This window comes from Streptococcus castoreus DSM 17536, assembly GCF_000425025.1.
Lineage (GTDB): Bacteria > Bacillota > Bacilli > Lactobacillales > Streptococcaceae > Streptococcus > Streptococcus castoreus.
Window position 1 is genome coordinate 1 of record NZ_AUKZ01000029.1, and the last position, 21,174, is coordinate 21,174.

The following is a 21,174-nucleotide window of genomic DNA, read 5'->3' on the forward strand; positions in this document are numbered from 1 at the left end:
GAATTGGAGTAATTGGCTGACCTTCTGTAACAGTGGCATTATCAACTGCTACAGTAGTCTTAGTTGCTACTTTAGGGTTTTTATCGTTAACATCTGGGATACCATCACCATCGTCATCAGTATCTCTCACATCCGGGGTACTGTCACTATCTGTGTCCAACTGAAACTTAGCAGTAACCTTATCTTCTGATTTATCTGGATAAGTAACGATTACTGGTACTTCAATTTCTTCTGCTGTCGTACCGTCTGGTTTTTCTGGAGCTGTTACAGTTACTGTACCAGTAGTTTTATCAATGTCAACTGTATATCCGTCTGGTACTTTAAAGTTTTCATCAATCTTGTACTCTGTACCATTTGGCGCTGTTTTACCTTCGCCGTAGCTTGGAGTTGATTCTGCCGGTTTCCCTGGAACGACCATCGTATCTTTGTATGAAGGATCATTCTTTTCTGCTTCAGATTCTTTGATAGTTACTGTAACATCAACTTCATCTGTTGTTCCATCTGGATAGGTGACAACAACTGGTACTTTAAATTCCCCTTTGCTCATACCATCTGGAATCACTGCATCCTCTTTAACCTTCATTGTCGGTTGGTCTTTAACCTCTTTAGGATAATCAGTTGTTACTTTTGATGTAATTTCATCGACTGACGGTGCTTGACCAAATGGTTTTTCTAATTTTCCACCTGTCGCTGTGTATGTTGTTGTTGCATCATCTTTAACGTTTACAGTAGCAAAAGTATAGGCTTTGGAATCACCTGGATAAGTTACTTCTACTGGTACTACATATGTACCTTTCTTAGTAAGAGCTTCCCCTTTTACAACAACTACTCCAGTTGTAGGGTCAATCGTTACCATACTTGGATCAACAGGCATTACTCCCTCAGGATAAGAGGTTTTAACTGAATCTGGCACTTGACCTGCAACAGTTGTGAATTTTGTTCCTTCCGGTGGCATTGTATCATTGCCATCTTTGTCTTTAAAGATTGGTTTAGCTGGCTCAGAATCCTTAGCTACAACACCATCTACTGTTTTATACTCGATAAATACAGCAATAAAGGAATCTAATGCTAAAGCGTTATCTAAGCTCTTTGTATTTTGACCTTGTTCAAATAGACCCAATGTAAAGTTTGTTGTCTTAGTGATATCATTTGGTACTGTAAACTTCTCAGGTGTCGCTGTTCCTTCAACGCTTGATTGAATAGTTTGAGGTTCACCTATTGCAACACCGTCTCTGAACCATTGCACTTGGTATTCACGTGTTGGCAACAAACCGCCTACTGTTGAATTGGTGACATTACCAGAGACTGCTACCTTATTCGTAGTATCATAATCAATAATATCAAGCATTGGTTGAGGTGCTAAAATAGCAAAGTTCAAGCTAGTAATATTAGTTCCAGACCCTGCAACTACATTTGTAAATACATTATTCGGATTACCAAACATTGCTTTAGGAAAAGCTGGACTCCAAATATTATAGTTAGACAATACTGGAGATACATATAAATAATCTTGATTAATGTGTCTGTGTTTTTGACCAATAGTTCCATTCCACTTAAGTAGACTAGTATTATCTACATCTTCATCTCTGACAACCTTACCAAATTCCTCATCTGTAATTGTCTTAGAAATTGCACCACTGTTTGCTTTATAAGCACTAATGCCATATAAACCTTTAAAAGGAATAGAGTAGTTACCATCTTTATCAACTGTTGTAATGACTGTTTCAGCAATATGGGATCCTACTCCATGTTGAACTTGATATTCTTTAAATAGTCTTTCTTGTTCGGTTTTAAAGTCCTCGCTAGTATAGCCTGGATGTTCTTTCTTCCATTGGTCTAGCATACGAGTTACCTCATCGTTCAAATATGAAGCAGCTACTTTCACACCATTTGCTGGAACATCGTTACCATCTTTTATCCATTGGTTAGCAAGTGTCCCAGTAGTATCACCATTATCAAACCAAGCTTTACCACTTACTCTTCCATAATTACCTCTATTCTGCCATGTGCCATTTGTAGTATCAGGAACTTGTACTTCTGTCTCTGATTTAGTTAGCCAATCTTTACTTAATTTTTTCTCTTGTAAGATAATGTGGGAATTAACAATTCTATCTACTCCTGCAGTAAAATCCCAACTTTCATTTTTACGATTTAAACGAGTATGAAAACCATAAATTTTATCACCAGCTTGGATGATATCATATTTGCTAGAATCAGGATTCTCAATCCATGTCCTTACTGCAAACTTACCATCTCCTGCAAGTTGAAAACGATGCTCTACACCATTAGAATCAACTTCGGGTTTAGATAAATCAAAAGCAAAACTTCCATCTGCTTGTGTAGTTGTATAGTAAACTTTTGAGACATAGCCTTTACCATCTACCCATTGCAAGTAAGTCTTAACTCCAGCTAATGGAGTATCACTTGATGCTTGCCCATCAATGCTTCCTCCATTATCTATCCAAGCTTTACCTGAGTAAGTCTGTTTAGCTGAAGGATCTCCAGGACTATAGATGGCTCCTTGTTGAGCCTTCTTTTGAAGTTCCTCAGACACTTCACTGACTTTATTATTATCTATACTACGTGCCTCCACACCATTATCTGCTGTACTGTCTAAAGAATGCGTTGCAGTTGTCTGAGAGGAATTAACATTTTTTTCAACAGAAACTGTATCTAAATTAACAACATTATCTGTATTTTCTTCTACGGAGACTTCGGGTTTAGTAACAGATTCAGAAACAGTAGATTTAGCTTCATTCAGTTTTGGTTGTATCATATTTACAGAACCCGCAACTAGGGTATCACTTGCTGTAACAATTTCCTCAGCCAGAACTGTTTGTCCCTTCACTCCTAAAAATACTAATCCGACAAGCACTGAGGCTGCCCCAAATTTAAATTTCTTGATCGTAAAACGTTGCTTTGTTCTAGAAACATCACATTTTTTTTGACTGCTTTTGTCAGGCATAAAAGATTCCTTTCTCAATTAACGACATACCATTATTAAAAAATAAGATAACTCCAACAATATTACTTCCACAGTATAAAATTATTCACATCATCACAATGCACACTATTGATATTATTGTGAACTTCCGTCAATTAATTTGTCGTATACTCGTATGTAACAAAATTGTATGATTCATAACGATTTGAGTATTAAGAAACTATTATTTCTAAGGTAGACATTAAATTGAGTAATTCAAATAATATTGACTTAAAACTATTGAGAGCCTTTTCGGAATTATTAACATCTAAAGGCATAGAACAAATTACAGTCAGCGATATTGCTAAACAAGCGCAACTGAGTAGAAGGGTTTTCTACAATTACTACAATTCAAAAGAAGACTTCCTAAGGGAGTCTATTTTAATAATACTTGATGAGATTACCAAAATTTTAAACACTGATCTTTTATTTGAATATTCAGTTTTACAATCTGTACTTGAATTTCTTTATAGCAATCAAGAAATAATCCAACCTTTCGTGATACATTTTCCTGATATAAAACGTATCGTAAAAAATTATATTAAAGAAATGGTTGTCAATTCAGATATTCCAAACTTATCAGAACAATTAGAAGAGGCATATCATATCCCTTATTACTACGCTTTAGATATTTACGTTTTAACAGTAGCAAGCATTATTTTTAATTGGATAAACAATAATTTTAAAGAACCCCCTGAAGAGATAGCTAGATTTATTGATAGAGTAACTAGAATTTAATTTTTAATTCTAGCAATCAAAATTAGCGGAGTGGTATTTCACAAAAATAAATTTGTTGAATTTTCTGACATTTAAAACAAAACACCATCTGTAGAACAAAAAATCGAGTAGAACCTAATATTTAGCCCCTCTCACACTTGAACAGCCTCGCAAAGTTAGACAAGAAAAATCTAACTTTTACGAGGCTGTTTTATGAAATTAAGTTATGAAGACAAAGTTCAAATCTATAAATTGCGAAAAAGTAGGGAAAATATTACGTCATTATCAAATCGGTTTAACGTCAATAAATCGGAATCAAATATCTGATTCGTCTGATTAATAGCTATGGGATAGGTATTGTCAAGAAGAGGAAAAATAACCATTGCTCCCCGAAATTAAAACAAGAAATAATTAAAAAAGTGCTTATTGATAGGTTTTCTCAAAGAAAAGTAGCTCTTGACTATGCTCTCACAAGTCGTGAAATTCCCTTAAGTTGGATAGCGCAATACAAGAAAAATGGGTATCCTATTGTTGAGAAAACAAAAGGGAGGTCACCCAAAATGTGTACTGGTAGTTTGTTTGTTTCGCACCTAGGGAGCGAAAAGGACTGAAAGTCACATAAAAAGAAACCAGTTAAACTGATTTCTTCATTTTCACCAAATTCCTAACCATTGCTGCATAACTAAGCTGACTGCTGTAATGGCTACCCAGCAAATAGCTCCCAATAAAATAGCGTGACCACCTGTTTTAATTAATTTACCAAAATGTGTATTCAGACCAATTGCTGCCATTGCCATCACAATAAAGAATTTTGACAAATCTTTCAGGTAACGGAAAAAAAACGTTGGCATTCCCATGCTGGTAATCAGGGTTGTGATTAAAGATGCCACCAAAAAAAAGAAAATAAAACTAGGAAATGATTTGCGAAAGCTAAACGAGTCCTTACTAATGCTTTCTTGTTCTTTTTTAGCTCGATAAAGTGACAACCCTAATGTTATTGGAATAATAGCTAAGGTTCTGGTTAATTTTACAATAGTAGCACCATCTAATGTATTAGACTGATGAATGGCGTCCCAAGCAGTTGCTGTTGCCGTTACTGATGAGGTGTCATTAACAGCAGTCCCTGCAAAAATAGCAAATCCTTCATTAGATAAACCAAGTAACTGTCCTAACATTGGAAATAGCAAGGCTGCTAAAATATTAAAAAGAAAAACTACTGAAATCGCTTTAGCAATTTCATCATCTTTAGCCTTAACAACTGGAGCTGTTGCTGCAATGGCAGAGCCACCACAAATAGAAGAACCAACACCAACTAGAGTAGCGATATTCACATCAATTTGTAACCACTTTTGTAATCCATAAGCCACAAGTAAAGATGTTGAAATAGTAGCAATAATAATGGGTAACGATTGCATGCCCACTGTCATCACCTGTGCTAAATTTAAACCAAAGCCTAAGAGAACAACCGCTAGTTGCAAAATATATTTTGACGTAAAAGCGATTCCTTCTTTGGTACTATCACGTTTATGATAAACCAAAGCTAGTAACATCCCTAATAAAATCGCAAAAACAGGAGCTCCGATAATGGGAAACAAGTGTCCTAGATACCAAGCTGGAAAGGCTAAAAGCAAACAAAGTAAAAAACCTGGTAATTTTCTTAAATGAATTGACATATTATTCTCCTTTTCAATTCATTATAGACTTTTTACAGAAACTTGTAAAACTTATCCTGAAAAGGAACCGCTAAGCAAAAAACAGTTTGAAGAAATGTCGATTGGGATAACTTCTTCAACCTGTTTTCCTTTATCAAAACTCCTAGAAAAATTTCTATAACAGTCTTTCTAAGAATTATTATTAAGTGTACTGACTACAAAACCAATGTGACAATTTCTTAATAACGATGACATTTGTCTACGTTCTGGATTGTCTCCTACTAAAATTACAAAGCTCCCACAATAGGATGAGGTTGGTATAATTCATTTAAGAAAGTCATGTCCTCATCACTTAAGGTTAATTGAAAAGCACCCATAAAATCATCCAGGTATTTCTCTTTAGTCACACCAACAATTGGTGAATGAATCCCCATTTGCCAAAGCCATGCTAAAGCAACTTGTGCTCTTGTCACACTATATTTGTCAGCCACTTCTGCCACACGTGCAACAATGGCACGATCTTGGTCTTCTGTACGGTCATACTTAGACTTAGCAGTTTCATCTGTTTTACTTCTAGCTGTGTCTGCCTCCCAATCTCTGACCACACGACCCGATGCCAAAGGGCTATAGGGGACAAGCGCCACCTCTGAATCTTGACAAAAAGGAATCATTTCACGCTCATCTTCACGATAAAGCATATTATAATGATTTTGCATTACTGAAAACTTGGTCCAACCATTCTTTTCAGCCACATACTGAGCTTTTTGAAATTGCCAAGCATACATGGCAGAAGCTCCTAAATAATGCACTTTCCCAGAACGAACCAGGTCATTCAAAGCAGCCATGGTTTCTTCTATGGGCGTCTTATAGTCCCAACGGTGAATGTAAAGAAGGTCAATATAATCGGTTCCAAGACGTTTTAAACTGGCATTTACCTGATTAAAAATAGCTTTGCGTGATAACCCCTTGGTGTTTACTCCCTTGTGCTGACCATCTCCAAAATACAATTTCGTCGCAATAACAATTTCTTCACGGTCTGCAAAATCTCGAATAGCGCGTCCCAGATATTCTTCACTTGTTCCTGAAGCATAGATATTTGCCGTATCAAAAAAATTAATCCCCATATCAAGTGCTTTTTTTATGATCTGACGGCTATCATCTTCATTCAACAACCAACCTGAATGAAACCCCTTACTCGCCTCTCCAAAACTCATACATCCTAAACAAAGCTTAGAAACGACTAAACCTGTCTGACCCAACTGAATATACTCCATTTTCGTTCTCCTTCTTCAAAAATCCTATAAACATTTTTAAGACCAGATGCTTTGGCACGCTTAAAAGTAGCCCCATTCCTCTCTGATCACACCATTTTCCTTAGTAAAATGCAAGTGGTGATCTAACTATTCTAAATTTCCACCAGAAATCAAGCCAGATATCATCACCGTTGCCCTAATTTTAGCAACAAGCAGCTCCTCACGAGACCAAACTTGACCAACTAAATTATCGTCATTAAAAGCCACAAATTGAGGGGAAAATTCCCCAAGCATATCATGCAACGGCATACTTCTCCATTCATAACTCCATTTAACCATCTAAATACTGAATCTTCACCAGAGACCGGTTCCTAAAAATCACTAGTTCCAGATGAGAAAATCAAGCATCCTTAGCTGCCCCATATCAATCCACATCACCAGCAGTCAATAAACGCACAGGCTATCCCATTCTTGGTACCACCTACCACTCATGACCTACAGGCATCCAAATGAACATGCCAGTTATTAAATCTGATCTGGTGATTGGGTAAGATTAACTAAGAATGCCCTTGAAAAAATTAACCGTAAAGATTGCCATCTCTCTATTTTTAACTATTTCTATTTCTTAAAACATCAATCACCTCACTTCTAGGATCGTTCTCATTAAATAATTCATGTTCTCTTGGAACAACCTTATTTTGGTAATTATTAATTTTATGATTTAATCGATCTAGCGCTTTCATTGCTATCTCAACACGCTTTTCCAAAACCTCTCTTTCACCTTGAAGAATCGCTAAGCGAGCAGGAATACTATCATCTCCTAAATTAACAAGATGAATGTATTCAATCAAACTTTCCACAGAAACACCTGCGCTTCTTTTTCTGTCATATCATTAATTTCTTTTAACCCTAGTCAAACAAGCTAAGCCATTTGGCATAGCCTTCTTTTTCCATTTGGTCATAAGGAATAAATTTAAGCGCTGCTGAATTAATACAGTAGCGTAAGCCACCTGCTTCTCTTGGGCCATCATTGAAAACATGTCCCAAATGTGAGCCCGCTTTACGGCTTTTCACCTCAACCCGTCTCATGCCATAAGAGGAGTCATCGTGATTGGTTACCATACGATTATCAATAGGCTTAGAAAAAGCAGGCCAGCCACAACCTGAATTAAATTTGTCTAATGACGAAAACAAAACCTCGCCACTCACAATATCAACATAAATCCCCTTATCAAAGAAATCATCATATTTTCCCGTAAAGGGGCGTTCTGTAGCGGCATGTTGCGTCACCTTATAAGACAAATCACCAATACGTTTTTTCAATTCTTCTTTCGTTTCCATAAGGAGTTCCTTTCAACTTTATCATCGTCTCTATTGTACCAAAAAAGTGGGCATCTTTTGAACCATCCGATTAAATCAGCTTACAGTCCAAATGAGATTCTCGTTTTAAGTTAAACACTTTAGTGATTATTAACCAAAAAAATCAGACCTCAATCTGACTTTTATTGCTGGAGCAATTATTTCTTTGTTTCATCATCCATCGAGAGAACACTTAAGAAAGCTTCTTGTGGTACTTCCACTGAGCCAATTGATTTCATGCGCTTTTTACCGGCTTTTTGTTTTTCTAAGAGTTTACGCTTACGAGACACATCTCCGCCATAACACTTAGCCAAAACATTTTTTCGCAATGCTTTAATATCTGAACGAGCAACAATTTTCTGACCAATAGCCGCCTGAATAGGCACTTCAAACTGTTGACGAGGGATGATTTTCTTCAACTTTTCAACAATTATTTTCCCACGTTCATAGGCAAATTCTTTATGAACAATGAAGCTGAGTGCATCAACCTTGTCACCATTTAAAAGGATATCCATTTTGACCAACTGTGACTTGCGATATTCTGATATTTCATAATCAAAACTTGCATAACCACGTGTTGATGATTTCAATTTATCAAAAAAATCAAACACGATTTCAGCAAGTGGAATCTGATAAATCACATTGACACGATTATCATCAATATAATCCATGGTCACAAAATCACCGCGTTTACGCTGAGACAATTCCATAACAGTCCCAACGAACTCTTGTGGTACCATAATTTGAGCCTTGACATAAGGTTCTTCAATAGATGCAACACGTGTAGGGTCAGGAAATTCAGATGGATTTGACACTTCAATCATATCACCATCAGTTGTGTGAACATGATAAACCACGGACGGCGCCGTCATGATCAAATCAATATTAAATTCACGCTCTAAGCGCTCCTGAATCACATCCATATGAAGCAAACCAAGGAAACCACACCGGAAACCAAATCCGAGTGCCTGTGATGTTTCTGGTTCAAATTGCAAACTAGCATCATTGAGCTGTAACTTCTCAAGAGCTTCACGTAAGTCATTGTATTTGTTCGATTCAATAGGGTAAATCCCTGCAAACACCATAGGATTCATTTGTTTATAGCCATGTAACGCTTCTTTAGCAGGGTTGTTAGCTAAAGTAACCGTATCGCCAACGCGTGTATCTGCCACTGTTTTAATAGATGCTGCCACGTACCCAACATCTCCGGTCGCAAGGAAATCCCTGCCAACTGCCTTAGGTGTAAACATTCCAACTTCTGTAACATCAAAGGTTTTTCCATTTGACATCATCTGAATTTTATCACCTGGCTTAACAATGCCATTGACAATACGAACCTGAAGAATAACCCCACGATAGGCATCATACACAGAGTCAAAAATTAAAGCTTGCAATGGCGCATCCACATCACCAGATGGAGCAGGGACTTTCTCAACAATCTGCTCAAGAATCTCTTCAATCCCAATGCCAGCCTTAGCAGAAGCTAAAACAGCTTCTGAAGCATCTAGGCCAATCACATCTTCTACCTCATGGCGAACTTTTTCTGGATCAGCCGCTGGCAAGTCAATTTTATTAATAACAGGAAGAATTTCCAAATCGTTATCCAAAGCCAAATAAACATTAGCCAAAGTTTGTGCTTCAATGCCTTGTGCTGCATCAACAACCAAAATCGCCCCCTCACAGGCGGCTAAAGAACGAGAAACTTCATAAGTAAAGTCCACATGTCCAGGGGTATCAATTAAATGGAAAATATATGTTTCTCCGTCTCTGGCAGTGTAATTTAACTCAATTGCATTCAACTTAATGGTAATCCCACGCTCACGTTCCAAATCCATGGAATCCAACAGCTGCGCCTGCATTTCACGAGACGAAACGGTCTCCGTTTTTTCCAAAATGCGATCCGCAAGGGTAGATTTCCCATGGTCAATATGGGCAATAATGGAGAAATTCCGAATTTTCTCCTGGCGTTTTTTTAAATCTTGACTGTTCATTCTATTTTCCTATACATTTAGTTTTCCCTTTATTATAGCAAAAAAAATAGGCCTTTGCCTATCTTTTCTTACCGATTATCATCAGAGAGAACGACTGTGCTAACAGACTCACTTTTACCAAACCAAAGCGAAATCTCTCGTTTAGCAGAATCACGAGAATCAGACCCATGAACCACATTAAAAATACCACCATGTCCTAAAAGTTTATCAATACCAACTGCTTCTTTATCCACTAGAATTTCAATGCCAATCGCCAAGGTTGTGAAGGCAGATAGGATGTGACTTCTCATTAGGTTAGGTACAGTAAAACGACTTTCTGGAGTTCTCACAAGAATCGGACGCCCTTCAGTTAAGCCAGTAATACTTTCACCTGAGTAGTAACCGTAACTTAACAGTCCTCCACAACCTTTTTCACCTGCTAAAGCCGCATTAAAGAGTAATGGGTACAGCTCAGCATCTGATATTTCTTGCCCTGACAAGGCTGAAAACTCTTTAAATAATTTAACTCAGGCATTAATATCTGAACTACAGTTATTCGCATGTACCATTGCCACAGAATCACCAACTGGTGTTGTCACAATATCAATTTCTGAATAACGATTTTGTAATTCTTTTTCGAGGACAATCATGGCAAAAATTGATGTTCCTGCTGAAATATTTCCCGTCCGTTGTCTCACACTATTTGTAGCAACCATGCCTGTTCCAGCATCTCCTTCTGGTGGGCAGAACTTGCTTCCAGCTTGTAATTGACCAGTTGGGTCTAACAATTTTGCACCTTATTCGGTCAATGTACCCGCTAACGTTCCTGCAGATAATACTTTCGGTAAAATAGATTCCAAAATCCAAGGAAACTGATAATCTTGTGTTAATTCCTCAAATTGATTTAGAAAGACCTTGTTATAATCACCAGTTGTCGAATCAATCGGAAACATTCCTGACGCATCCCCAACACCTAAAACTTTTTCACCTGTTAATTGCCAGTGGATGTAGCCTGCTAAAGTAGTAAGATAAGCTATTTGAGAAACATGTTCTTCTTTATTTAAAATTGCTTGATACAGGTGAGCAATACTCCAACGCTCCGGGATATTAAAGCCAAATAATTGACTAAGTTTTTGTGCCGCTTGACCGGTAATCATTTCGCCAAGTCCTAAATGGTACTAATAAATTATCTTCTTGATCAAACGCTAAATAACCGTGCATCATAGCACTAAAACCAATTTGACCAACATTCGTCAAATCAACTTGATAGGTATTTTTCACATCATGAACAAGTTCCCGATAGGCAAATTATAATCCATTCCAAATATCATCTAATGAATAAGTCCAAAAACCAGCAAAACCAACTGCTTTTTCCAAGCATGACTACCGGAGGCAATTGGTTGTTTCTGACTATCAATCAAGACTGCTTTGATACGAGTTGAACCAAATTCAACCCCTAAAGATGTCCCACCTTTAACTATATCTCTAATAATTTTTCCATTATTCATTCCCTATACAAATCTAAAAAATTCATTACCTATTCAAAAATATCGTGTAAACTAAATTGATTTTAAAATTAGCTATTATCTTTTGTTGTATATTTATAATAAAAATACCATATATTATAAAAAGAGCCCCTATTATAAGATACCCCTTTTATATTTATAATTCCTAAGCAATCAATAATTATCAATTAGTTATAAGAACCACTGAACTCTTTGAACGGTTGGTAAGTCAGTTTACACTAGTGTAAAACGCTCATCACCATTTAACATCCTGTCTCTAGTGTACTTCCCGTTTTTAAATTCTCCTTCACTATATTCATAAATACCTACATTTTTTGAACTATTTTTACAAGACATTAAACTATAACGGATGTTTACTCCAATAACAGTTAATTTGGCCTTCAATATTTAGTTACAATAAGTTACAAAAACACAGAAAATTTAGGATATTATTGCTTACTAAATCTCTCCAGAAATAAAGATTTTATTTTTAGACACTAAAATGGTTTTGGCACCTGCTTTTTTAGATGTTGAGGGCGACAACTTTTCCTTGATAGACTTCAAAGAGAGTTGAAACAGTCGCAAATTCGCCGTTCAAAGTAGAAGTGAGCTGTTCTTGAAGAAATATTTCCTCTTCTTCAAGTGTCATATAGGAATGACGGCATCCGCCACGATTTTCACTGAGAAGTGCTTGTAAGCCTCCATCTAGATAACGATTTAATAAATTTCGGACGGTTTGATGGACAAAGCCTACTGATTTGACTACAGCTGTCAAATTATGACAATCAGAGTAAAGAATAAGATCCTGAATTTTTTTATGATGTTGAGCATTCCTTTTATCTCCCAATAATGACTACACATCTATTCCGTCACTGCATCTCTAACACTGGCCGTCACAACTTTAGCAACACCATATTGGAAAGCATCTGGAATAATATTAGTAGGGCTAAGTTCATCTTCTGAAATCAAGGCGGCAATACCACGAGCTACTGCAATTTGCATATCAACAGTAATCGTTTTAACTCTAGCCTCTGAAAATACCTAGGAAAGCTAACACATTGTTGATTTGGAAAGTCACTGCAACCAGTTCCAACGATTAATAATTAAATTACTTTCAAATATTTTCAAGAATACTTAACTCTTAAAATTTCCTTCTTCGTTGAGTAAGAATTGATAGAGTGCACCAAGCAAATTAGCTTCGTTACGAAAGGCACAAGGCTCAATTTCTGGCATAGTCGTCATAAACATCAAAAATTCATTACCTTCACGAAGTAAACGATACTGCTCTTTGATTTCATCTACCAATATCTTCTGAGCACTGATACCACCACCAATGACATATCGTTCAACATCAATCACCGCTTGTACATTGTATATCAGTTCAGCAATTACTCGACAATAATCTTGGAAAATTGGATAAATAGCTCCATTATTTTGTTTAAGGTATTCAAAAACAATTTGTCCATCTGTTCGGTCTTCAAGACAAAGTACGGTTGCACAACGTTCAATCATCTTTACCGCAGAACCTTCAAAACCTATAAAATTAGACATATCACGATTTTTTGTTGTGCCAGTTGCTAACTGGAAACTCAATTCTCCAGCTTGAAAGTGTTGTCCCTTAAGTAATTTTCCTTCCAGGATAAGACCACCTCCAACTCCAGTGCCTAAAATGATTGCTGCTCCATTGTCTATCCCTTGTAAATTTCCACGCCAAAGTTCTGCCAATGCTGCCGCTTTACCATCATTAATCACTGAACTTTTTAAATCAAACTTATCCTTAATGTACTTAGGTAAGTTTAATTCGTGCAACATTGGCAAAGATCCACCAAAGTATATCACACCTTCGTCAGTGTCTACCTTACCTGGACTACTTATGGCGATACCATGTAATGATTCCTGATGTGGCTCAATTAACTCATCCATTGTATCTAAAAAATTTTCTAATTCATGTGGTGTCTGCTTATGACCTTTACTAATAATATTCCCTGAACGATCGATCAAAGCATACTTTAGCCGTGTTCCACCTATGTCAATACTTAGATAAGATTTACCTGTCATCATTTCACTCTCTCTTTTAAGAAATTAATAAAAATAGTTAAGTTTACTATACTCCAGTATTCCGTGTCTCAAGTTCAGCGATGATTCTATCATATTCAGTGTCAAGTTTATAACCGAAATACATAATCGCAACTGAGACAATCCCTAGAACAAGTGGAATGTAAATATAAAGTGAACTTACTGCGGCAATAGCACTTGCAGATTGTGTCGTTGCTTCAGCATCATATCCGCCAGCAGACATTACCCATCCAAGCACGGCACCTGCAACTCCAGAACCAACTTTTGAACCAAATGATGAGGCCGCGTTAGCTAATCCAGCACTACGAATTCCTGTTTTCCATTCCCCATATTCAATCGTATCCGAAAGCATCCCCCACATACAAGAAGCAGCGACGCCTGCTCCAAGTCCTTTTATGATATTTGAGACAACAATTAGAGTTACATTCGACCCAACAAGAGCTGTAATCGCATAACCTAATGACATAATTGCCATCCCCAAAGCCATTGATTTTCCTTTTCCTATACGTTTGACAATTAAAGGTGCTGCAACAAACATCATCCCAATCTGAGCTATTGTTGTCGCATTTGTCAAAGTCGAAACAAGGTCCTGATTATTCAGAACAGCTTTTGCATAGTATATTGCTGTCCCACCATTTACAGTCAATGAAAAATATAATAAGAAGATACAGATCGCAACCATTACCCAATATTTATTTTTTAAAAGGCTTAAAAATTCTTCCTTAAGTGTTACTTTTTGGTTACAGTTAACAATTTCTGGATTAGGTGTCTCAACAACACGCTCATGTGTAAATAAGAAAGAAAAATAGAAAATAATAATTGATAAAGTACCAAAAATTGCAAAAGTCCAAGTCCAAGAAGCAGGTGTATTTCCAAGAAAAGCCACCATTTTCAAAGTGAAAGTATTGATGAACATTGTTCCACAAGTTGCAAGCAACATTCTGAAAGTTCCTAAAAGTGTCCGTTCATACTGATTCTGTGTCATCATTGCATTCATAGTTGAATAAGGCACAACTATACCAGTTAAAATAATTGAAGACGTTAAATTGTAGCTCAAAAATATATAAATCAGTTTAAAAGTCTCACTAGCATTCATAGGAACAGCAAAAAGAACCACCGCACTAATCGCATAAGGAATAGCCAGTCGAGACAGCCACACTCTAGCTTTGCCAAATCTTGATTTTGTTCGGTCAACAATTATTCCCATGATGATGTCTGTAACACCATCAAAAAGCCTTGAAAAAAGCATAATTGAACCAACAGCTGCTGGATTGATTTTCACAACATCCGTATAATAAAACAATAAAAATGTTGTAATTGCCGAATAAACAATATTAACTGCAAAATCACCTGTCCCATAAGCAAAACGTTCCAAAAAACTCAATTCGCTCTTAGGTTCATCATTATATGAAATACCAAATTCTTTTTTGATTGCCATTGTAAACTCCTTTTATTGATGTTCTAAAATAATCACGTCCCAGGGTTCTAGGACAAGTTTTTGACCTGCCTTAACTGTAACTTCATCTCGAAGGCTTGTAGCATCTTCAGGAACTATAATACCTTGTTTTTGTGCAGAAAAATTTAATAAATAAGTTACTTTATTACTTTGATCATTTAAACCTTCTTTAACAATTATTGGGAATGTTTTCTTTTTTAGCGTGATATTAAAGATATCGGTAAAAATGCTTTTGATAATGTCGGTGAAAGCGGCTTCCTCAATATAACAGCCAATATAAATCGCTTCCCCTTCACCATAGTAGTTGCGGGTTATAGCTCCCCTATCTTCCCACTGGCAGTTATCATAGGTCGCCAAAACCTCTGCGGTTGTAGGTTGCAAGAATTCTAAAAATCCTTGAACTTGTGCACCATCACCAAAATAGGAACTTACTAAACTTTGACCAGTCGGTGAAGCAAATTGATTATACATTAGTCCTAAGGCTTTTTGTAATTTCTTCGGCGTTCCCTCATGAGAAATTTTGAGGTTTTCATTAGCCACACCAGACTTAAAACTCAATAGAAGCTTGCCACCCTTATTGACAAAGGCATCCAAATCCTCGTAGAACTTATCAGGAGCTGCATAAAGGGCTGGCACGACAAGAACTTCATAATTCTGCCAGCTAGGTGAGTCAACCGACACCACATCACACTCGATATTGAGGTGATAGAGAGCCTGATAATAACTCTTAACGACCTCATTATATCCCAAACTAGATGAAAAGTTCGACTTGATATCGATAGGAAACCACTTTAGGGCGGTTAATGCTTCATTACTAACTAAAAGAGCCACACGGTTTTTCTTTTTGAGGTTAACCAGTTTAGGCGAGAGACGCTTTAGCTCCTGACCAATCTTAACTGATTCTAGATAGGTTTTATTTTCGGCAAAATCATGTGCCAAAAGTCCCCGCCAATAAGACTCTGCCGAATTATGAATCGAGTGCCAGTGCCAGTACATGACACCATTAGCCCCACTAGCTAAATGACTATAGGCCTGCAAGATAAGCTGGTTGGGATAAGGCATCATGTTTGAAAAGCCTTGGGCCTGGGTTTCAATGACCAAATAATTATCCTGTTTCAAATTTCTCGTACTGTCCCCACAAAAGGCGATTTCAATCCCTGTCAAATCTTCCTGTCCTGGATGGTAAATATCACATCCTGCAAGACTAATACCTTTGGCAGCCTTGTAGTGATTAACCTCAGGCTGCACCCCGTAAGAATAGCCACGCCAGTCAAAATCAAAATTCTGAGTGACAAACTGGTCTGCTCGCTTGTATTCAGAAACGATATCGGCCTGCCATTGCAAAAAATCATCGACTAGTAAACGCTGGTATTTTTCAAATTCAGCCCCAAAGCTACCATTAATCGTTCCATTGACGTCGGGGAAATTCTCCCAGGAATCAAGGCGATTGCTCCAGTAGTTGAAACCAAACTCCTCATTCAGGGCATCAAGGTCACCCTTAAATTTATCTTTCAGATACTCGATAAACCCTCGTTGCACATTCTTACTGGATGTCCCATAAGCCTTGGTTTCATTATCAATCTGAAAGCCGATGACATTGTCATAATGGGCTGTAACCTTCATCAACTCACGGATAATCCGCTCCGCATAGTAGAGGTAGGTTTTATTGGTGATGTCCATGGACTGCCGCATTCCGTAAAGTGCCCGACCACTACCTTTGCGTTCCACCATAACCGTTGGGTCCAACTCAACCAACCAAGATGGCACCGCATAGGTTGGTGTACCGACGATTACTTTGATTCCTGCCTTATCCATAGCATCAATCACCCGAGTCACATGGTAAAAATCAAACTCTCCAGGCCGTTTTTCGTAAGTGGACCATGTCGACTCAGCAATCCTGACCACGTTGATACCAGCCTTGAGCATCATCTGGATATCCACTTCCAGTCGGTCGTAGGGCATGTACTCATCGTAGTAGGCCACGCCGTACAAGATTTCGTTCATTGTATCCTCCTAAGCTAGGGTAAAAGCTTTCACATCAAGACTTCCTGTCCCCTCAAAGGTTAGGTAGAGGGCCTGTTTTCCAGTGATTTTTTGTGAAATAGATGCCGTCTGGTCTCTCCATTCTGGACTTGTGACCACTTCAAGAACTGCGATTGCTGGTCCGTCCTTCTCCGTTGAGACAAGGATTCTACCTTCAGCAGTACCTCTATAGGTTAAAGCGAAGGTTTCAGGTTCGTCAAAGTCAAAATACTTATAGCCCACCTTAGCCCCTGAAATCAGATTCTTAATGTATTGTGAGTCGGTGGTTTCATTATCTTCCAACTCCTGAGTGATACAAGGATGCTCTGCTTTTTGTTCATCAGTGACCACTTCTACAGACTTCATTGCTCCATTTGGCCCCATCAAGAGACAAGCAATCGCTGCTGGATAAGTGCCCTTACCAGCAAGTGGCCCGCCATTTAGACCACAGCTGGTTAGCTCTGCTTGTTTAAAGAGACCATCTTCGCCAAGCTCGATTTCTTCAGCCACGCCTTGTCGAGAGAATTCGGTATAGTCCGTTTGACGATGTCCAAAAACATAATACTTTCCATTGATTCCCACGACAGATCCGTGATTATTTCCCCAATAGTTCTGTGCTTCAGTATTGTCATTAACACCAATATCTGCATTAGAATGAAGAGCCCCACCATAAACGAATCCTTCAGTTGGTGAGTCACTAACAGCAAAAGACAGTTCATGACTTAAGACAGATGAGTATATGAAGTAATATTTTCCATTAAACTTGCGAATGGAACTCGCCTCATAGAAAGCATGCCCTTCAAAACCAGTTCCTTCACTATCCCAAGAATTTGGTAAGAATTGTTTTGGTTCGGTTTTGAGCGTCAGCATATCTGAGTCCAACTCCACCACATGATTACCTGTGTTGCCAATAGTGAGCCCCAAGACTTCTTTAACTTTAGCAACAACCTCTGCTCCAGGTCCAAAGCCAGTATAGAGATAAATACGCTTGTCATCATCAACTAAGACAGCTGGATCAAATTGGAACGGATCTCGTTCTGGATTTTCACCGTAAGTCTGACCGTCTGCGTGTTTGACATAGCCGTAAAACTCAAATGGACCCGTTGGCGTATCTGCCACAGCGACTGAAATAGAACTGATAAAATCCATACCATAATAGAGATAATATCTCCCATCTGGTCCTTGTACCACATCAGGAGCAAAAAGACTCATCTTACCATCAGTATTAATTGGATCTTGATTTTTTTTGTAAATTATTCCTTCATAGCGCCAAGATGTTAAATCATCAACCGGTGCTGAATATGTTACATAATCATTAGGACAGTAGTAATCCGATCCAAAACGATCATGGCTACCGTATATATACAGCCGATCTCCAAAAACATGAGGCTCTCCATCAGGAATGTACTCATAACTTGGCAAGTAGGGATTGTAAATTTGTGACATAAGATTCTCCTTTTAAAATACAGGTTACATATTATTTGATCTCTGCTCCTATTTCAAATTTTATATCACAATAATAAAGCGCTTTCATTTTTATTTATATAATTTTATGATATTTTTTGGTAAAATACAATTACATTTGGAGGTTAATCTATGAAAAATCCTAGCTATATTTTCTATTATATCTCAACAACCTTACGTACCAATCTATCGATAGTTCAGAATGGAGTAGTTAAACAACGGTTTTGCCAAAATTTAGACCTATGTTCATCTTATAAGCTCATTGAAGAAGAAGTTCTTCAAATTGTGATCCCTTTAGCTAATAATATTGCTGAACCTAAATTTATCGTAATTGAACGAAAATTCTTATTTACTCTTGTAAAGAGTGAAGAGAACACCTACTATGTTATTGGTCCAATACAAATCAATGAATTGTCATCAGTCAATTTACAGACTCAATCCGTTAATATTAACAAATTACTCCTAGACCATGTTCCACTACATGATATATGGACTATAGTAGATCTATCACTTTTATTACATAATCTCTTTCATGATTTTGAAATTACTAGAGAAGAGATATGGTTGAATAACATCAGTTCAAACTCACAAGAATTTAAGACCAATACTACTCAACTTCTTTTTACTAATCGTGAAATTGGTCATCATCATAATTCTTATCAACAAGAACTACGTGAGCAAGAAGCAATTATATCAGGTAATCTGGTAAAATTAAGACAGAGTTGGGAAGGTGTTTCAATAAATGAACTTGGTGTTTTAGCAGACAATGAATTACGAAGCTACCGAAATCTTGCAATAGTTGTTATTGCTTTAGCTACACGTTCTGCAATCAGAGGAGGAGTCACACCAGAAATAGCTTATTCTTTGAGTGATAATTTGATTAGAAATATCGAAAAACTAGAAACAACTAATGAAATTCTCACTCATATTAGACAATCTGAAATAGATTTAACACTTTTGGTTAAACAAGCTCAAAAAGTTATCAATAATAGCCACAACGTAAATGATGAGACACCACTTCATCATCCTTATATTAGAAAAACACAAGATTATATTGCCAGACATCTTCATGAAACCATTACCTTAGAGGACTTAGCCAATGTCGTACCTTGCTCAGCTAGTTATCTATCTAAACTCTATCACAATAATTTTAACAAGAGTATCCAAGTCTATATTTCTGAAGAACGTTGCCGTTATGCTGAAGAACTTCTTTTGTTCACCGATAAAAGTATAAGTGAGATTGCTACAAGCCTAGGATATACTTCCCAAAGCTATTTTGGTAAAGTCTTTAAGAAATATTGTAATTACAGCCCATACCAGTATCGTCTAAAATTTAGTAAATTAAATTAAATGTAACCCGTGGTGCTAGTTGCTTTCAAAATACAATAAAAAGCCCAAATGGACTATACTGTAAGTGACGAAACAAACAGGAGGTAGTCCAAATGAGCCACTTACAGTATACTGCTAAATCCCATCACTTACAATGGAATATCAGACAATTATCAAAAATTTGTTCGAAACTTTATCACGATTATTGCCCTCAGTCTTTCAAACATCGTCATAATCTGAGCCTATCTAAGGTTTCAGACAAATCTCTATTAGTCTTACTTCTTTTACAAGCTGAACTAGGTATTACGTCACAACGTCATTTCTATCGTATCTGTCAACTCTTTCCTTGCGGAAGATTGCTAGAACGAAGTCGTTTTAATCGACGATCAAGACAGTTGATTGGGGTAGTTCAAGTCATTAGACAAGCAATGAATACTCAAATCTCACCTGATTCCATTGTTATTATAGATAGCTTTCCCTTACCACTTTGTCAGACTGTTCGTAACTATAGAACTCGCATTTTCGAAGGGTTAGCAGATATTGGCTACAATGCCTCCAAGCATCTATGGTTCTACGGGTTCAAAGTTCACATGCTAGTTACTCTATCAGGTTATATTCTGAACTATGTTGTGACACCAGCTTCTGTTCACGATATTAGAGTTGTCGATGACCTTTTGTCAAACTGTCAACAGCTTTATATTTTGGCTGATTTAGGCTACTTTAGTCGCGAGCTTAGAGAGCACTTGAAACAGAAAGGTTATCATCTTTGGACTCCCCTACGCCAGAATATGTCAGGCGCTAAGCAACATAATCACTGGAAGTTAATAGCTATGAGACGAACTATTGAAACACGTTTTTCAGAGCTTTGTGTCCTCTTTGATATGGAACAGACACTTGCTAGAGGTGTGACGGGATTACAATTGAGAATAGAGCAAGTTGTACTAGCCTACAACTTGAGATACTTTGAGATTAACTAGCACCACGGGTTAATGTAGAATGTTTATATATTATTCAAAGAATTGACAAGCAAGTAGCTTATCTCATATTTCAGTAAGAAAATACGTTATACTAAACAAAAATCAAAAATAGCGTTATAATAGTGTTATGATAAATGAACTCACTCCAACTCATGTTAAAGAATTAAAACAAGCACTAAAAGACAAAAATAACGCTCCGCATCATAGAAAAATTCAGGCACTTATTCTTTATTCTGAATGCCGTAATTTAACGAAAGCAGCCAACTCAGTAGGATTTGTCCATCAGACAGTACGAAACCTATTGAATCGCTATCTAAGTGGAGGATTAGAGGCTCTATTAAAAGAAAAGCGTGGCGGACGTCGTCGGTCTTATATGACGCATGAAGAGGAGGAAAATTTCCTGAAAGAACA

Annotated in this window: 20 protein-coding genes and 2 pseudogenes; 4 read left to right on the top strand and 18 right to left on the bottom strand. The window is 37.2% G+C overall.

The window, feature by feature from the left end; translation table 11 throughout:
* On the bottom strand, positions 1-2,965 hold a 2,965-nt coding region (locus H346_RS0107370; protein ID WP_027970517.1), incomplete at its 3' end, for a YPDG domain-containing protein.
* A gap of 225 nt (positions 2,966-3,190) precedes the next feature.
* On the opposite strand from H346_RS0107370, the gene H346_RS0107375 reads away from it, so the two are divergent.
* The gene (locus H346_RS0107375) at positions 3,191-3,721 is read left to right on the top strand and encodes a TetR/AcrR family transcriptional regulator (RefSeq protein WP_027970518.1); all 531 of its coding nucleotides are present in this window, start codon (positions 3,191-3,193) and stop codon (positions 3,719-3,721) included.
* Between the two features lie 632 nt (positions 3,722-4,353).
* Here H346_RS0107375 and H346_RS0107380 read toward each other — a convergent pair.
* The 17 genes and pseudogenes from H346_RS0107380 to H346_RS0107455 form a co-directional block, all read right to left on the bottom strand.
* Positions 4,354-5,373 carry a YeiH family protein gene (locus H346_RS0107380; protein WP_027970519.1) on the bottom strand — a complete coding sequence of 340 codons (1,020 nt, stop codon included), beginning with the start codon at positions 5,371-5,373 and terminating at the stop codon, positions 4,354-4,356.
* Positions 5,374-5,639: 266 nt separating this feature from the next.
* Positions 5,640-6,626, bottom strand: a complete 987-nt coding sequence (locus H346_RS0107385) for an aldo/keto reductase (RefSeq protein ID WP_027970520.1) — start codon at positions 6,624-6,626, stop codon at positions 5,640-5,642.
* A 126-nt stretch (positions 6,627-6,752) separates the two neighbouring features.
* Positions 6,753-6,944, bottom strand: coding sequence for a hypothetical protein (locus H346_RS10545; protein ID WP_156888880.1), 192 nt, complete (start codon positions 6,942-6,944; stop codon positions 6,753-6,755).
* Positions 6,945-7,213: 269 nt separating this feature from the next.
* Positions 7,214-7,483, bottom strand: a pseudogene (locus H346_RS09910) (MerR family transcriptional regulator); the annotation flags it as partial.
* A gap of 31 nt (positions 7,484-7,514) precedes the next feature.
* On the bottom strand, positions 7,515-7,946 hold the full coding sequence (gene msrB / locus H346_RS0107400) for a peptide-methionine (R)-S-oxide reductase MsrB (RefSeq protein WP_027970521.1): 432 nt from the start codon (positions 7,944-7,946) through the stop codon (positions 7,515-7,517).
* Positions 7,947-8,122: 176 nt separating this feature from the next.
* Positions 8,123-9,955 (bottom strand): translation elongation factor 4, encoded by a 1,833-nt coding sequence (lepA, locus tag H346_RS0107405; protein WP_027970522.1) that lies wholly within the window; start codon positions 9,953-9,955, stop codon positions 8,123-8,125.
* A 68-nt stretch (positions 9,956-10,023) separates the two neighbouring features.
* Positions 10,024-10,434 carry an FGGY-family carbohydrate kinase gene (locus H346_RS11070; protein WP_027970523.1) on the bottom strand — a complete coding sequence of 137 codons (411 nt, stop codon included), beginning with the start codon at positions 10,432-10,434 and terminating at the stop codon, positions 10,024-10,026.
* 27 nt (positions 10,435-10,461) lie between these two features.
* Positions 10,462-10,722: a hypothetical protein gene (locus H346_RS11075; protein WP_027970524.1), complete on the bottom strand. Its 261-nt coding sequence runs from the start codon at positions 10,720-10,722 to the stop codon at positions 10,462-10,464.
* A 9-nt stretch (positions 10,723-10,731) separates the two neighbouring features.
* Positions 10,732-11,091: a hypothetical protein gene (locus H346_RS11080; RefSeq protein WP_027970525.1), complete on the bottom strand. Its 360-nt coding sequence runs from the start codon at positions 11,089-11,091 to the stop codon at positions 10,732-10,734.
* A gap of 174 nt (positions 11,092-11,265) precedes the next feature.
* Entirely contained in the window at positions 11,266-11,442 is a 177-nt protein-coding gene (locus H346_RS11085) for a hypothetical protein (RefSeq protein ID WP_425262077.1), read from the bottom strand.
* 231 nt (positions 11,443-11,673) lie between these two features.
* Positions 11,674-11,844 carry a DUF5597 domain-containing protein gene (locus H346_RS11090; protein ID WP_425262078.1) on the bottom strand — a complete coding sequence of 57 codons (171 nt, stop codon included), beginning with the start codon at positions 11,842-11,844 and terminating at the stop codon, positions 11,674-11,676.
* 118 nt (positions 11,845-11,962) lie between these two features.
* Complete coding sequence (locus tag H346_RS10080; RefSeq protein WP_156888882.1) at positions 11,963-12,214, bottom strand: hypothetical protein; 252 nt, start codon at positions 12,212-12,214, stop codon at positions 11,963-11,965.
* A gap of 86 nt (positions 12,215-12,300) precedes the next feature.
* Positions 12,301-12,536 (bottom strand): annotated as a pseudogene (locus tag H346_RS10325) (NAD(P)-dependent malic enzyme); the annotation flags it as partial.
* 37 nt (positions 12,537-12,573) lie between these two features.
* Positions 12,574-13,500 carry an ROK family protein gene (locus H346_RS0107440; protein ID WP_244147256.1) on the bottom strand — a complete coding sequence of 309 codons (927 nt, stop codon included), beginning with the start codon at positions 13,498-13,500 and terminating at the stop codon, positions 12,574-12,576.
* Between the two features lie 43 nt (positions 13,501-13,543).
* A complete protein-coding gene (locus tag H346_RS0107445; RefSeq protein ID WP_037562821.1) occupies positions 13,544-14,953 on the bottom strand; it encodes an MFS transporter in 1,410 nt (469 codons plus the stop codon).
* A gap of 12 nt (positions 14,954-14,965) precedes the next feature.
* A complete protein-coding gene (locus H346_RS0107450; RefSeq protein ID WP_027970528.1) occupies positions 14,966-16,975 on the bottom strand; it encodes a beta-galactosidase in 2,010 nt (669 codons plus the stop codon).
* Between the two features lie 9 nt (positions 16,976-16,984).
* The gene (locus H346_RS0107455; protein WP_027970529.1) at positions 16,985-18,439 is read right to left on the bottom strand and encodes a family 43 glycosylhydrolase; all 1,455 of its coding nucleotides are present in this window, start codon (positions 18,437-18,439) and stop codon (positions 16,985-16,987) included.
* Between the two features lie 150 nt (positions 18,440-18,589).
* Between H346_RS0107455 and H346_RS0107460 the strand changes: the two genes are divergently transcribed.
* From H346_RS0107460 to H346_RS0107470, 3 genes are all read left to right on the top strand, one after another.
* Positions 18,590-19,807 (top strand): helix-turn-helix transcriptional regulator, encoded by a 1,218-nt coding sequence (locus H346_RS0107460; RefSeq protein WP_027970530.1) that lies wholly within the window; start codon positions 18,590-18,592, stop codon positions 19,805-19,807.
* 92 nt (positions 19,808-19,899) lie between these two features.
* A complete protein-coding gene (locus tag H346_RS0107465; protein ID WP_027970531.1) occupies positions 19,900-20,763 on the top strand; it encodes an IS982 family transposase in 864 nt (287 codons plus the stop codon).
* 127 nt (positions 20,764-20,890) lie between these two features.
* Positions 20,891-21,174: helix-turn-helix domain-containing protein (locus H346_RS0107470; RefSeq protein WP_027970532.1), on the top strand; the 284-nt coding region annotated here is incomplete at its 3' end.